This window comes from Arsenophonus endosymbiont of Crataerina pallida, from assembly GCF_964020125.1.
In the GTDB taxonomy this organism is placed as follows: Bacteria; Pseudomonadota; Gammaproteobacteria; order Enterobacterales; family Enterobacteriaceae; genus Arsenophonus; species Arsenophonus nilaparvatae.
Genome location: NZ_OZ026540.1, coordinates 883,151 through 895,257 on the forward strand (window position 1 = coordinate 883,151; position 12,107 = coordinate 895,257).

Sequence of the window (12,107 nt, forward strand, 5' to 3'; positions counted from 1 at the left end):
AGTCCTTTTACTGTTGCTTTTTATTTTTTTCAACTACCTTGATGTCTTCTAACTTTAAGGATGGCTCTTCATTGATGATTAATAAAAAAATCACGCCCAGAAGTCGCCATGAGGTTTTTAGTTTGTGTAAATATGAACCACCGAAAAAAATATTAACGCTTTCTTTCATTTAATTTACCTCACCTGAATTATCCCCACCGGCTTTGACACCTTTGTGGGTATGTGTGTCGTCAATCCGTTTGCCGTTGGCGGTCAATGTGCCCAAAAACTCAATCGCACCGGTGATTTTTGCAGCCACACCGGAGGCCGTTGAACCTACCATGCCACCTAGCCAACTCAATAGTCCTTTTACGGTAATTCTCTCCGAAAAAATAGCTTCCGGTGTGATAATTTCAAGCCCCCCAGGGGCGACAATTTTCATTTTTTGCGTTGTCGGGTTTACTTCAAAATAGGTTGCGCCATCGTCACTTCTTAACTGCATCGCATCGGTGCTAATTTGGCTTATCTTCTGTTTTTGTGATTGCACACCGACGAAAGCGAAGGCATCTGATAAATCATGCTGTCTGGGGTCGATCGCTTCTTGTATCCCGCCGTTTTGCCACCAAAAATCAATACATCTATCTGCAAACACCACCAGACACTCATCACCGCTTTTAATGGGGAAGGTCATTGTGACACCGCCACCGCGCGGGAACACAACCGGTACATCAACTAGCAGGGGCAAATTCACCGACTGGCTATTCCCTTTGGTATCCGTAAAGGCTCCCTTTATCGCTGGTTGTACAACACAAGTGACTTTGCTGGCATCGAAGGATTGAACAATAGCCGGCATCGCGACGCGAAGTTGTGACGAAATCGCATGGCGAAAGACTTCAAGCAGTTGTTGTTGGTCGCCGGTGCGCGCTGATACGGAAATCGCCATCATCCCACCTTCTTGATATCGATTCGGTCATTTGATCCCTTGGCAATACACACCAAATCCATATACCACGGCTTGCCGCGCGTATCGCCGGAATACGTGATGTTTTTCACAATATAATCCCCATCGGTGGAAAGACTGGCCGGTTGTGAAACAGCGCCTTGGGTTTGCTGTAAGCCGCCGTCATCGTTTTCGCTTAACTTGCTGTACCCCAAAGCGATATCGCTGTTGGGCAACATCGTGCGATAGATTAACGCCTGGTCAAGACGAATAAGCCCATTGATTTGAATGTTTGGGTTAATCAAACAACGCACATTCACCCCCGCCTCAATCGTTTGTTGCGGTAAGCCAATCAAGCCCGTTGCGCTATTCAGGACAATCGCTTCATGGATATAATTCTTCTCCGGCACCATCACGAGCTGGCCGTTAATGTATTGCCACGAGGCAAGGCATTGCCCTGCCAGATTATCAGCGGCGTCCCTAACCATACCAAAATAGACTTTACCCCTTGGAAAGCGGATACTATCAAACTCAGGCGTCACGCCTTTGACAATCCCGTAAGGGGTAAGCCCTGTCAGTAACGTATTGTGTTGCTCTGCCTGAGTATGCCCTGCGCTTAAGGTAGTATTTAGCGTGGCGTAGTCATAGGCCTCATGAGAATCAATCGCCTGAACAATAACAAACGTGTCAGTAGGATTATCTCTACCTGAAATCGTGTAGCGGATTTTTCCAGTAAATATCAGACCCGTATTATCCTGATAGCCTGCCATGAGCTGAATGTTAACAAACTCCTTCGCCTGAATTTGACTGACGGTTTCTTTTCTCAGATTCCAGACTTTAAACACCCCCGCACGAGGGTAACGCGTATCTGGCCACGTGATATTGAACGTGGCGCGAAAATCCGATAGCTCAATACCTTCCCCGTTTTTATCAGAAACAATCAGTGAGCATTTTCGTATCCAGTTTTTTGACATAACAATCAGTCCGTGATCCAGTATAATTTTACGGTTGCGCCCAACGTATCCGCGTTGATATCGCTTTCTTCATCTGATAGCAAAACGAGATTTCCTTTACTGATAAGGTGACTATATTGAGCCAGTAGATTTTCACCCACGATCAGCGGAATACCCTGTATCACCGGTTGATTGTCAACCGTGAGCATATCCAGCACCCAGCCCGCACTATCACGCCAGATAAGGCGAAACTGCCAAACAGTATCAGATAGCTTAATCGTAAATTGCTGGTTGGTGGGGGTAAGCGGTATTTCGTTAATTTCCATTGAAAAATGCGGCTCCTCGCTGTAATAGGCTGCGATTATCAACGGGTTTTGGCGTTTTCATACCGGTATTACTCACGCCACTCGTTGTATTCCCTTCCCGCATATTTTTTGCATCGGTAGATTTGATATTAACCGTTTGGGTTTGGGTGATGTTAAGCTCCCGCAAGGTTAATATCGCCATCAACACGGTTTCTGTGTGCTTATCCGTGGTCACCTCGATAGCGCGAATGAGCATATTCTTATACTTGCGCTTACCTGTTATGACATCAAACGGTTGACGGCTGGCTTGAAGCGCTAAAATTTGCTGGTAGATTTCCGGTGCGCTTAACCCTGCGCGAATAGCCACTTTTGCCGTGTCCCAAAAATCCAGTAGAGATCCACCACTTGAAAAACCCACCTCCATGGTCACTTCCGCCGGACGTTTGTAAGCGTGATCGGCAATTTCCGCGCCCAGTTCAACCGGATGTTCTGTGATTTCAAGGGTGTCGTGATGTTTTTCTGAGATAATGACATCCGGCACCAGCAAACCGATTTTGCGCGATCGTTGTGAAAAAAGCGTAGAAAGGATATCCATCAGTAGGCTCGCTGGGTTAATTGTCCAATCAGTCTGGCGTTAACGCCCGTTTGTTTATCGGCAATCGCATTGGCGGTAGCGTGGGGGTCTAATGCGCCTTCAACATTGATCGTGATATTCTGGTCAATATTATTTCGCATACCCGCATTTGCGGCATGATAGAGCATTGCCTGACTATACGGCTGTCTGCCATTTTCGTGCTCAACGATGCCAGACATGAGCGATGTCATGACCGTCGGATTGGACAGATTCAACACGGTGTCAGGGGAAACCCCTAATTTACCGGATATTTTATCAATGTAGGCACGAGTATTATTTTCACTGGCGGGAGCCCAGGTGCTAATAATTTTTTCAACGGTATTTAATCCCCTTTCAGCGTAGCGATTAAGCTGTGAAGAAAGTGCTTGTAAGCCCTCAAATGCGGTATTGAATTTGGCGAATCTTCCGTTAGGTGATTCACGTACTGCACCGCGTTGTCCAACAAAATTCAAATTACCCGGATTGTTATTACGAATACCCCGTGGAATATCGCCGGTAGGCACATCAGCGATATTATCCGGTATATTGCTGCCTTGATTTTTGTTTGCCCAGTCATTATCAATACCAAAAAAACGCAAACCGTTACCGATCGCACGTTTGACTTGACGGGTGTTGTAATCCCATGATGCGCTTGCGCTATCACTAATATTATCTTTATCTGAAATCAGATACCCCGCATAGAGACTCCACAATTTCAGCCAAGGTGGGATAGGTAACTTCGCTATTTTACTAAAAGCGCCCAATACCTTACTTACCCACGCGCCCGCAATAAAGATTGCTAAGATTTCAAGTGCATTTTTCCATCCACCCACCAGGTCAACCAATCCCGTTAATTTTTCACCTAACCATTTAAATGCCGCTTTTGCCTGGTTGATTTCACCTTCCCACTTAGACCAGTTGATAAAGGATTTTCCACCTTCTTTCCACGTCTGGTAGTCTTCCCAAAGTAACAATAAGGCCGCGATAAGACCGGTGATAATCCCGATGGGCGAAGCAAAGAATGCCCGATTGAGCCCCCAGATAGCCACTGCCAATCCGCTAAAGGTAGTGATGAGTTTTTTAGATTTTCCGTCTAAATTGCGCCACCAGTCAAAAATCTGCTCGATCGCCTGACTCATTCGCCAGATAACGCGCCCCACCATTTCACCGGCTCGAATAATGCCACTAATGAGACGGGTTAATACTCTCTCAATTTTAGGAAAATTATCCAGCAGTCTTTTGCGCAGATTGTCTATCTCTTTAGTCAACCCCCCTGCTAGGTTTGATCCGACTTTATCGCGTAAAATACCAAATAACCCGGTCAATCCTTTCATCGAGGTCATAAACTGGTTGGACTGTTTGGCAGCAACGTCTGCGTTAAATCCGGTTTGTTTAAGCATACGCTGGTAATCAGCAGAAAATTTGTTCAACCCTCTACGCATGGCCATTAGCGTATTTTCATCAATACCTAACAGTTGGGCATATTGATTGGCGCGGTAATAGGGCATTGAGGCCAGTTTATTCCCCACACGGGTAAAAATAGCGCTCATATCCTGCAAATTGCCATTGGCATCACGGGTCTGCACCCCAAGACGATTTAAAAACCCCTCAGCACCCGGACTGTTTCTCAAAAATCGTGCCAGATTTTCAAGTGAACCTCTTGCCGCTTCTGAGCTACTGCCGGTGAGACTGGCGGCATACCCTAATGCTTTCATGCCGTTAACACTAGCGCCTGTACGCTGTGACGCCCAGTACATCTTATCAAGACCGGCGGCAATTTGTGTGATAAATCCCACGACGGCAAGCGCTGCCCCCTCAACCGACGCACCTAGTTTGATAACATTGGCACTCACCCCCGTAACAACGGACTGAAATTTTCGCAGGCCACTGTCATCAACCTTAAAACCTAAGCTGATGAGAAAATCTTGCAACGTTTCAGCATTCGCCATGGCGATTTCTCCAACGCGCAATTCGCGCTTCGTTATCCTGTTCGATATCTATCCACTCATTCATTTCTGCTAAATCTGCCAAATCGATTGAACCATCTTTTAATTTGTCGAATTTTATGTACCCATACTTAACAGGAAGGCGTAAAAAGTCTTTACCATCCGGCATTGAATCCAGGGTTAATCCTGCGACAGGAGGCTGGCTGTCTCGTCGCCTTGGGGTGCGTGAAAAAAATTACCGAGGGAATCTCCAATCACCTGCGCCACAATCTCAAGCAGGGTTTTTAAGTCAATATCATCAAACATCAATTCGCCCTGGCGAAAAATCGGCGTCCATGCCTTGGCATTTTTGCGTGAAACCACGGCTAAACAAGGGTGCAAAATCGCGTTACAGTCTTCATCGCTCATTTGGGCAATGGAATTTGCCATAATGGGTAACACCGCTGCCATTGGCATTTCCCCTTGCTGTAATTTTTGCAGTTCACCCGTTAAACCGGATAACACCGGCAATAACTTTCGCGTCACCTTAAGCTGGTCAAACACATTGAGTTTTTGACTTCGATATTCATGACCGTTAATTTCAATTTCCACTAGAATTCTCCTAATAAGGCGTCGATCTTAATGCAGTCAAAGACCCAGGCTAAAACATTCGCCTCTTTTGCATTTTGCAAATCCGGTATTTTTTGAAACGCACAACTGCGCGCGGTGATCATATCGCCAGATACCGGATTACGGATCACAATCACGTTATTACCCCAAAGGGTAGATGACACGCTTTGCGCGTTATAGGCGATCATCAGTTTTTTGTTAACCGGTGAGGCTTTAATCAGACTGACCGTAACGGTGCCGGATTTTCCGCCATGTCGGGTATGCATCCCTTCACCATCAGCACCAATGGTCATGGTGTTTTTGGCTTCGGTCATTGTCACCACTATTCCTTCTTCCGAGTTCGCCGAGCCAGAGCCCAAATCTATCACCCCCGTGGGGCCGGTTAGCGTGGCGGAAACATCAGCAAAACTATAAGCGGCCATTTTCTCTCCTTATCGAACAATGGTGATTAAGACATCCGCGAAATGCACGGCACCCGCTAACTTACAGGCAACCTGAATCGGCGGTGCCTTGCGTTTTTCGCGCTCAGATTGCGCCTGCTCTGCCAGCGGTTGAATATAAACGTAATATCCTTTGGTGAGCGTATCCCCGCTTGTTAATTGACCTATACTGCCACCGTTCCATACCCCCGGTGCCAGTAGCCCATTAGTGACCACCTGCGCTAACGATTGCTCAACATTGGTCAGAAGCTGCGTGCTGCCTTGCTCCGTTTGAGGGACTTTGGTGGGGCTGGTATACAAAAGATTATACAGATTGGTTTGCACAAAGTTTTGCAACCAGTCCAGCCCATGGCGTTCATCGAAAAAATCACCATTGGCCATCACGCCTTCTTGTATAAAAAATCACCATTGGCCATCACGCCTTTTTGTATAATGGCGGTGTCGTTATCGTAATTGACAAACACGTTGCAGTTTTTGGCCGCCAGCGTATTCGCCTGTGACGTAGTCAACGTCTCCGCTTTAACACCCGGTTCCTGTTTAAATTTGAGGGTGATCGTGGTGTTATTGCCGTTGAAATTCACTGAAAACGCCCGTCCAAAAGCAGAGGCTGCTGCATAGGGGGTTGATGAAGAATATTGTGTAAAGACCCGTTGATATTTCGCTTTTTTCAAAACAGAAGCGATATCATCCGCTTTCGTACTATCCAGTACGGCGGTATCTTGGGTGGTAAACCCAAAAACGCGGGAACTTCCGGCCGCGCCAATAAAGTTGGCGATACCTTTCACTTCATCGGTAGAAAGCGCAGCGGTTACCACCAGTCCATACCAGCCGCTCGAAAAATCCGCCAATGTTGAAACCGCATCAACGATAGTTTCACCGTCCATACCTAAAACAGGGGTTGCGCCACTCTCTTGGGTTAGTTTCAACAACGCCGATAAATCGGTACCTGATTCCGGTGCGGAAGCAAAACCCACTGCGCTTGTTTTATCTGCCGTATTCGATGTCATCACAAATCGACTATCGTTATTATTCCACGTTATTGTAGACGTGCTCATTTTTTCACCAATTCGGGCGGCAACACCGTTTAAATTGGTTTCTTGCGAAAAATCAATGGCACTTAACTTAACCGTTCTTCCGTTTACACTGATATTCATCGCGCCATCGGTAATCGCCTTAAAATTGTTAATTTTTGTCTCTTCTTCGGACAAAATGCCACTGCGCAATAATGCGGGTGAGGCTGCTTTTACCCAGCGTCCCACGTATAAATCGACGGGTTTTGGTGACTGCTGGTAATAGAGTGAAGCCGCCTGATACTCGGGTGCGGTTGTACCAAAATCATTGGCGACTTCCTCAATATTGGAATACGCCCGTAATCGCTCAAGCGGATCGATAACGGGTGAATCACCTAAAATGAGTAGTGAACCAAAATTACGGCTACTTGCGGCACGCGGTGACATATCAAGCGTGACCTTAACCACCCTTGAAACGGGTAAACCTGTTGACATTATTTGTCTCCCAAAAACGTGACGTGGGCATCTGTCACTGATTTTATGTGATAGCGACGCACCACTTTGCGACGTAGATGAACGGTTATATCAAACCGGTTCACCCACTGATTGTTGATAAGCTCAGGAAACGCGGTAATTTGGCTGTGGCTACCGAGGGTAAGATTGGACTTATTCAGTTCGGCGTTATTTTGACTGAGCATAATGCCATCCCGAAATCGGGCGGCGTAAACCATACCTTCTCTTCCGTAGAAAGAAGCCATACAGGTTAAGGTTTCGTACTGCCAAAGTTCGCTCGATTCATCGCTTTGTTTTACCAAAGCGGGATTTGGCTCACTGGTAATATCAATGATACCGAAGGCACACCAGTTAGTATCAGGGGATGGCAATGGCGCGGGCTTTGACTGCCAACGCGGTAATACCTGTTTTGCGGGCAACCCCGATACGCCACCAACCCAACGACTTAACAGACGATTTAAGCCTTCATTATACAGGGCATTATCATCAAAGGGCGTTAGCCATCCCGCCTCCGTACTGCTGTTATTGCTCATGAGCGATGCCTCCGTCAAACGGCATCAGTTCACAATGCGCCTGCACAAATCCCGCACCATAAGCGGTGTAAGGATCGACGGATTTGACCAGATATTTGCGACCCTGATAGGTGACAATATCGCCAATATGATGGGTTTCACCGGCTATTAATCGGGTGGTGGTCACCACCAATATTCGACCACTGACCAGTTGACCAGACGTTCTTATTTGTGCCTCAATTGAACTATCCACCGTTACTACACCTGAAAAAGGATACGTACTTTCTTTTGTCGAAGTAATACCTTCATCATCAATCAAAATTTCCCGTCGTGTGTAAGTGAGCGAGGTATCGCAAAAATCCGGATCAAAAAGCACATCGGTTACATCAAGCATTGGCATTTTTCTTTCTCACAACATAGGTAATTGAACGACGATAGATACCGGTGTCAATCAGCGGTCTCGCGTTAGTATTATCCGGCGGTAAACCGGTTTTTCGATTCTCAAGCTCTTTCGCTGCGCCTTTACGTCCTCGTCGTGCTCTGGCAGCTAATGTACTGTCCGCCAGTGGCACAAATTTGCTTTGAGTAATGACGGCTTGCACGCCTTGAACGGCGATCTGACCTGCTCGATTTAACGCTTGCTCTGCTTTATCCGGCTGATCATCCAAAATGGCTTTAGCGGCAGATTTCAATTCAGCGGTGGTTTTAGTTTCCACTGAACGAATACCCGGTATTAAATGTGGCCTTGCCGGAATGTTTTTAGCCGGTGAGCCAAACTCGTTGAGATAACCAATCGCTGCATTGCTAAAGGGAATATCCTCGCGTTCACCCTTTTCAGCCGGAATACCGACCAGTACCTCTTTTTTACCAAGTTGAACGAGGGCATCAAACAATTTACCCGTGTTGTCAATACGTAAGGTGACGCCACTTTTCATAATTGCCGGCCTCCAGCCCCAAACATAAGCACCCATTGGTAAAACTCCGCACCAAAACGGGTGTTATTCCAAAATCCGGCATTGGGGTTTAGCGTCATGCTGTTATCGTAACTGACGCTGACCTTATCAACCGACTTGGATGTTGCCACCCCTGAACTTGAACCGCCAACACCGCCCGCCTGTAAATAACGCGAATCCATGGCATAAAGCGTGAGGTAATGCGCGACAAATAACCCCACCCAGTAAGGAAAAACATCACTACCGGACACATTTTCACTGAGGAATTTGTCGGCTAAATTTAAACGAAACTGAATTTGCGCATCTGGAAATTTAACCTCATCGTTAAACGGGGGAAAATCATTGCGAAATTGTTGTACCGTTGGCAGGTTTTTGTTCCGTTGACGCATCGATATCCTCTTTATTTTCAGTTTCCTTTTTTCCCTTCGCTTTTTTCTTGGTATGCCCGTTTTCTTTGGTTAACGCTTTAACGGGAGTAAGCACAATGCTATGCGCCTCGGTAAACCAATGTTCTGCCGTGCTTTTGCTTACGTCGTGAATACCGACATCAAAATGGGTTCGCTCGCCGGATTCATGGGTAAGCGTAAAGGGTGTGTGTACTTGAATCCGCATAAATAGACTCCAAAAAGAAAGCCTCATATAGGGACTTAAATGCCATCACAGTAAGCTAGCGTTTCCCGATAAACGGGCTCGACGGCACCTAGACGACCATAATAGGTGGTCAGTTGATACAATCCGCGGTATTGAATGGGAATACTTTGTAGTGGCACCATCGGAAAGCGTACATATTGCTTTTCGTTGGTATAGGCCACCATTCTATCTTTATTACCTACCCCACGGCCTTTTAACCATTTTACCGCCCGGATATTCAGCGGGATACCGTTTTGATGATACGCAATGGTATTGGTTTTCAGGTAAGTCAGTAAGGACTGGTTACCCGCACTAGACACCAAAATAGTGGATAACAATGCAAATTGTTCAGGTGGAATAAGTAAATCTGTGGGAACCATCGAGTACGCCGATGCTGCCCACGCATCGCTTAATATTTTATTGATGCTGTCGCGAATTTCATCGGCGGTTGATTCGCTCCACTTTTTGGCAGCGTTATTGGTCTTGATATTATCAAGATTGAGCAACCCTTTTACATTCATTGCGGTGTCACCAATATAGACTTGCTCGTCAATGTCCATATTCCATTTCAGACGCATACCGTCATATTTTTGCGAATCTACCGGACGACCAATTTGTCTTGCGGCTTCAAGTTCGACGACCGTCCAGCCAAGCTCCATCCCCCAAAGTTGCAGTGGGAACCCTTCTTTTTGAATATCGATATTCACGCCGGCGATCGCGGTAGAATCCTTCCCTATCCAGTTTTTACCGTTTGGATTGGCGCCTGTCCCTGCGGCGGCAAATCCGGTACGGGTAAAACTTGAAATATCATCCGCAATTGAAACATCTTCTCGTAACTGAATATCACGACTATAGGTATATTGCACCAAAGGGAGATTAATCGTCTGGTCTAAACGCTCAAGCTCACCAATCAAAAAAGCGCCGGTTGAGTCAATCGTACGCTGGTCAAATGTTAACATGGGTTATTCCTTAAATTTTGTACGATATTTCAACGTTGCCGTCAGCATCACCGTGTCCGGTGAATTCCGCATAGCCAATATCACGGTATTTATGTTTTCTGACGCCCCTGACCCCGTTTTTTCTTCAGCAATTAAAATAGCACCCAGTGGGCTTTTATCCGTTGCCCCTGCCACTCGCACATAGACCTTGGCACCTTTTTTAACCTGTTCGCTATCCACACCCACATTCACCATCACATAGCCTCGCTTTAGCGCATCACCGGTGAAATTTTTATCTTTCCCGACTTGTTGAATAAAATCTTGCGTTTGCGTTGTTGGATAAGGGCGAATATAGATGCCTTTGATAACATCAGCGGTATCACCTTCGGCAAGCGGCACAAAATAATCGCCGTCATATTTCCCGGCTAATCCATAGGCGGGAAAACCGTCTTTAGATTTCAACAAGACAGGTTCAGTGGTCAAATCCCGATAGCGTGAGATAGCACCGGCGATACCCACTGGCATCCGATAAAGATAAGGTTTCATCATTTTTATTTCCCTCGTGTTGCCCAAAATTCGGCATTTGCCTTGTTTAAATCGGCGATAGTATTGCCGGATTTTCGGATTGAATCGATAGTGGGGGTATTGGCGGTATTGCGGTTTTTCGAAAGTTCTGCGACCGCATTAAACGCCATATCCACCGTGCGCTTAGGTAATCGGTTAATTTCTGCATCTCCCACAATAGAGCGAACAATAGTTTGGTCTGCATTGGCTAACACCTGACGTTTAAAGGCCGTGGGTTTCACTGGTGTTGAAAGGGCTATCCCTGGCATAATCAACTCTGCTTTATACGCCGCATCGCCGGTAATGGTTTCTGCCTTTTCGTTTTTTTCCTCGTCATCAACGGTACCGGCTGTTTTATCCTCCTGTTTATCGCCACTATCAGCGGTTTTACCCTCAAGAGCATCTAACCGGGTCAAAATAGTCTGAATGTAATCCGGTACCCCCTCATCACGGGTCTCGACTTCGGGTTTTTCGGCTGGCATCGGGGTTTGAGGGCTGATAGTAATATTAATCGCCTTCGGTAACTCGCCGGTGCCTTCATCACCGGTGAGGGATTCAGGCGGATTATTTAGGACTGATTCCATTGCCACGGCGTCTTTCGTGCGATGGGCACTTAGCAGCCGTTTGAACCAGGTTTGTGTTTTGTTTGACATACTGTCTCCAATTGCACATCGTATTCCCGCTCTGCCTTTAGGTACCAGAGCGACATGATTGCCAACGATTTCATACTGACGTGCGATGCCAGGCGCAATCTGTTCGTATTGCGCATCATAGCCACACGAGACTTCGTCGTTGCCGTTGTTAATTTCCTCGATTGCGAGCGCATCTTTGATAATTAAATCCGCGATTATCAAATCCGCCTGTTCACCTTCTCCGCGCCTCACATTTTGTACATGCCCCTGCGCCAAATCGCGCCAATTGTCGGTATCAACAAAAATGACATTGCCTTCTTCATCTTCGGGATGCAGTAGTGTGACACTCATCCCTTCAAACGAGGCCAGCGTTTCGGGACGAAAGACGTCACTTTCCTCTCTTTCTACCAGGATTTGTCCGCGGCTATCCGGTTTGACCTTCGGCAAATCCAAGGCGGAATAAACCTGCGTGCCCGTTCGGGCAATCGGTACGTTTTTACACAATAGCGAGCCGTCCGCCATCTGGTAACGGGTGTTACCAAGACGGGTTTCAAAATAATATTTCATGGG

Annotated in this window: 16 protein-coding genes and 2 pseudogenes; all 18 read right to left on the minus strand. The window is 46.6% G+C overall.

The window, feature by feature from the left end; translation table 11 throughout:
- Nucleotides 1-7: 7 nt before the first annotated feature.
- The gene (locus AACL31_RS04505; RefSeq protein ID WP_339053369.1) at nt 8-169 is read right to left on the minus strand and encodes a hypothetical protein; all 162 of its coding nucleotides are present in this window, start codon (nt 167-169) and stop codon (nt 8-10) included.
- Complete coding sequence (locus AACL31_RS04510; protein ID WP_339053986.1) at nt 170-922, minus strand: Gp138 family membrane-puncturing spike protein; 753 nt, start codon at nt 920-922, stop codon at nt 170-172.
- Nucleotides 922-1,893, minus strand: a complete 972-nt coding sequence (locus tag AACL31_RS04515; protein WP_339053482.1) for a phage protein — start codon at nt 1,891-1,893, stop codon at nt 922-924. The genes AACL31_RS04510 and AACL31_RS04515 overlap by 1 nt, the downstream gene beginning before the upstream one ends.
- 5 nt (nt 1,894-1,898) lie before the next feature.
- A complete protein-coding gene (locus AACL31_RS04520) occupies nt 1,899-2,198 on the minus strand; it encodes a phage baseplate plug family protein (RefSeq protein ID WP_339053118.1) in 300 nt (99 codons plus the stop codon).
- On the minus strand, nt 2,188-2,772 hold the full coding sequence (locus tag AACL31_RS04525; RefSeq protein WP_339053117.1) for a phage baseplate protein: 585 nt from the start codon (nt 2,770-2,772) through the stop codon (nt 2,188-2,190). Before AACL31_RS04525 ends, AACL31_RS04520 begins: the two co-directional genes overlap by 11 nt.
- Entirely contained in the window at nt 2,772-4,739 is a 1,968-nt protein-coding gene (locus tag AACL31_RS04530; RefSeq protein ID WP_339053781.1) for a lytic transglycosylase catalytic, read from the minus strand. The genes AACL31_RS04525 and AACL31_RS04530 overlap by 1 nt, the downstream gene beginning before the upstream one ends.
- Nucleotides 4,726-4,905: a DUF6889 family protein gene (locus tag AACL31_RS04535; protein WP_310509987.1), complete on the minus strand. Its 180-nt coding sequence runs from the start codon at nt 4,903-4,905 to the stop codon at nt 4,726-4,728. Before AACL31_RS04535 ends, AACL31_RS04530 begins: the two co-directional genes overlap by 14 nt.
- A gap of 11 nt (nt 4,906-4,916) precedes the next feature.
- Complete coding sequence (locus AACL31_RS04540) at nt 4,917-5,327, minus strand: phage tail assembly chaperone (protein ID WP_339053115.1); 411 nt, start codon at nt 5,325-5,327, stop codon at nt 4,917-4,919.
- Nucleotides 5,327-5,767, minus strand: coding sequence for a phage structural protein (locus AACL31_RS04545; RefSeq protein ID WP_339053095.1), 441 nt, complete (start codon nt 5,765-5,767; stop codon nt 5,327-5,329). The genes AACL31_RS04540 and AACL31_RS04545 overlap by 1 nt, the downstream gene beginning before the upstream one ends.
- A 9-nt stretch (nt 5,768-5,776) precedes the next feature.
- Nucleotides 5,777-7,290 (minus strand): annotated as a pseudogene (locus AACL31_RS04550) (DUF3383 domain-containing protein).
- Nucleotides 7,290-7,841 carry a phage neck terminator protein gene (locus AACL31_RS04555; RefSeq protein WP_339053362.1) on the minus strand — a complete coding sequence of 184 codons (552 nt, stop codon included), beginning with the start codon at nt 7,839-7,841 and terminating at the stop codon, nt 7,290-7,292. The pseudogene AACL31_RS04550 and the gene AACL31_RS04555 overlap by 1 nt, the downstream one beginning before the upstream one ends.
- A complete protein-coding gene (locus AACL31_RS04560) occupies nt 7,831-8,220 on the minus strand; it encodes a head-tail adaptor (protein WP_339053485.1) in 390 nt (129 codons plus the stop codon). Before AACL31_RS04560 ends, AACL31_RS04555 begins: the two co-directional genes overlap by 11 nt.
- Nucleotides 8,207-8,755 carry a hypothetical protein gene (locus AACL31_RS04565; RefSeq protein ID WP_339053360.1) on the minus strand — a complete coding sequence of 183 codons (549 nt, stop codon included), beginning with the start codon at nt 8,753-8,755 and terminating at the stop codon, nt 8,207-8,209. Before AACL31_RS04565 ends, AACL31_RS04560 begins: the two co-directional genes overlap by 14 nt.
- Nucleotides 8,752-9,162 carry a DUF4054 domain-containing protein gene (locus AACL31_RS04570; RefSeq protein WP_339053486.1) on the minus strand — a complete coding sequence of 137 codons (411 nt, stop codon included), beginning with the start codon at nt 9,160-9,162 and terminating at the stop codon, nt 8,752-8,754. Before AACL31_RS04570 ends, AACL31_RS04565 begins: the two co-directional genes overlap by 4 nt.
- Nucleotides 9,113-9,385: an STY1053 family phage-associated protein gene (locus AACL31_RS04575; protein WP_339053699.1), complete on the minus strand. Its 273-nt coding sequence runs from the start codon at nt 9,383-9,385 to the stop codon at nt 9,113-9,115. The genes AACL31_RS04570 and AACL31_RS04575 overlap by 50 nt, the downstream gene beginning before the upstream one ends.
- Before the next feature lie 35 nt (nt 9,386-9,420).
- The gene (locus AACL31_RS04580) at nt 9,421-10,362 is read right to left on the minus strand and encodes a DUF2184 domain-containing protein (protein WP_339053357.1); all 942 of its coding nucleotides are present in this window, start codon (nt 10,360-10,362) and stop codon (nt 9,421-9,423) included.
- Nucleotides 10,363-10,372: 10 nt separating this feature from the next.
- Nucleotides 10,373-10,890, minus strand: a pseudogene (locus AACL31_RS04585) (structural cement protein Gp24).
- Between the two features lie 2 nt (nt 10,891-10,892).
- Nucleotides 10,893-12,104: a DUF2213 domain-containing protein gene (locus AACL31_RS04590; RefSeq protein ID WP_339053782.1), complete on the minus strand. Its 1,212-nt coding sequence runs from the start codon at nt 12,102-12,104 to the stop codon at nt 10,893-10,895.
- Nucleotides 12,105-12,107 lie beyond the last annotated feature (3 nt).

Bases quoted from the DNA above. Each gene is read 5' to 3' on its own strand.
- AACL31_RS04555 (WP_339053362.1), bottom strand. From the start codon at position 7,841: ATGAGCAATAACAGCAGTACGGAGGCGGGATGGCTAACGCCCTTTGAT.
- AACL31_RS04545 (WP_339053095.1), bottom strand. From the start codon at position 5,767: ATGGCCGCTTATAGTTTTGCTGATGTTTCCGCCACGCTAACCGGCCCC.
- AACL31_RS04565 (WP_339053360.1), bottom strand. From the start codon at position 8,755: ATGAAAAGTGGCGTCACCTTACGTATTGACAACACGGGTAAATTGTTT.
- AACL31_RS04530 (WP_339053781.1), bottom strand. From the start codon at position 4,739: ATGGCGAATGCTGAAACGTTGCAAGATTTTCTCATCAGCTTAGGTTTT.
- AACL31_RS04535 (WP_310509987.1), bottom strand. From the start codon at position 4,905: ATGCCGGATGGTAAAGACTTTTTACGCCTTCCTGTTAAGTATGGGTAC.
- AACL31_RS04575 (WP_339053699.1), bottom strand. From the start codon at position 9,385: ATGCGGATTCAAGTACACACACCCTTTACGCTTACCCATGAATCCGGC.
- AACL31_RS04580 (WP_339053357.1), bottom strand. From the start codon at position 10,362: ATGTTAACATTTGACCAGCGTACGATTGACTCAACCGGCGCTTTTTTG.
- AACL31_RS04515 (WP_339053482.1), bottom strand. From the start codon at position 1,893: ATGTCAAAAAACTGGATACGAAAATGCTCACTGATTGTTTCTGATAAA.
- AACL31_RS04590 (WP_339053782.1), bottom strand. From the start codon at position 12,104: ATGAAATATTATTTTGAAACCCGTCTTGGTAACACCCGTTACCAGATG.
- AACL31_RS04560 (WP_339053485.1), bottom strand. From the start codon at position 8,220: ATGCCAATGCTTGATGTAACCGATGTGCTTTTTGATCCGGATTTTTGC.
- AACL31_RS04570 (WP_339053486.1), bottom strand. From the start codon at position 9,162: ATGCGTCAACGGAACAAAAACCTGCCAACGGTACAACAATTTCGCAAT.
- AACL31_RS04505 (WP_339053369.1), bottom strand. From the start codon at position 169: ATGAAAGAAAGCGTTAATATTTTTTTCGGTGGTTCATATTTACACAAA.
- AACL31_RS04520 (WP_339053118.1), bottom strand. From the start codon at position 2,198: ATGGAAATTAACGAAATACCGCTTACCCCCACCAACCAGCAATTTACG.
- AACL31_RS04525 (WP_339053117.1), bottom strand. From the start codon at position 2,772: ATGGATATCCTTTCTACGCTTTTTTCACAACGATCGCGCAAAATCGGT.
- AACL31_RS04510 (WP_339053986.1), bottom strand. From the start codon at position 922: ATGGCGATTTCCGTATCAGCGCGCACCGGCGACCAACAACAACTGCTT.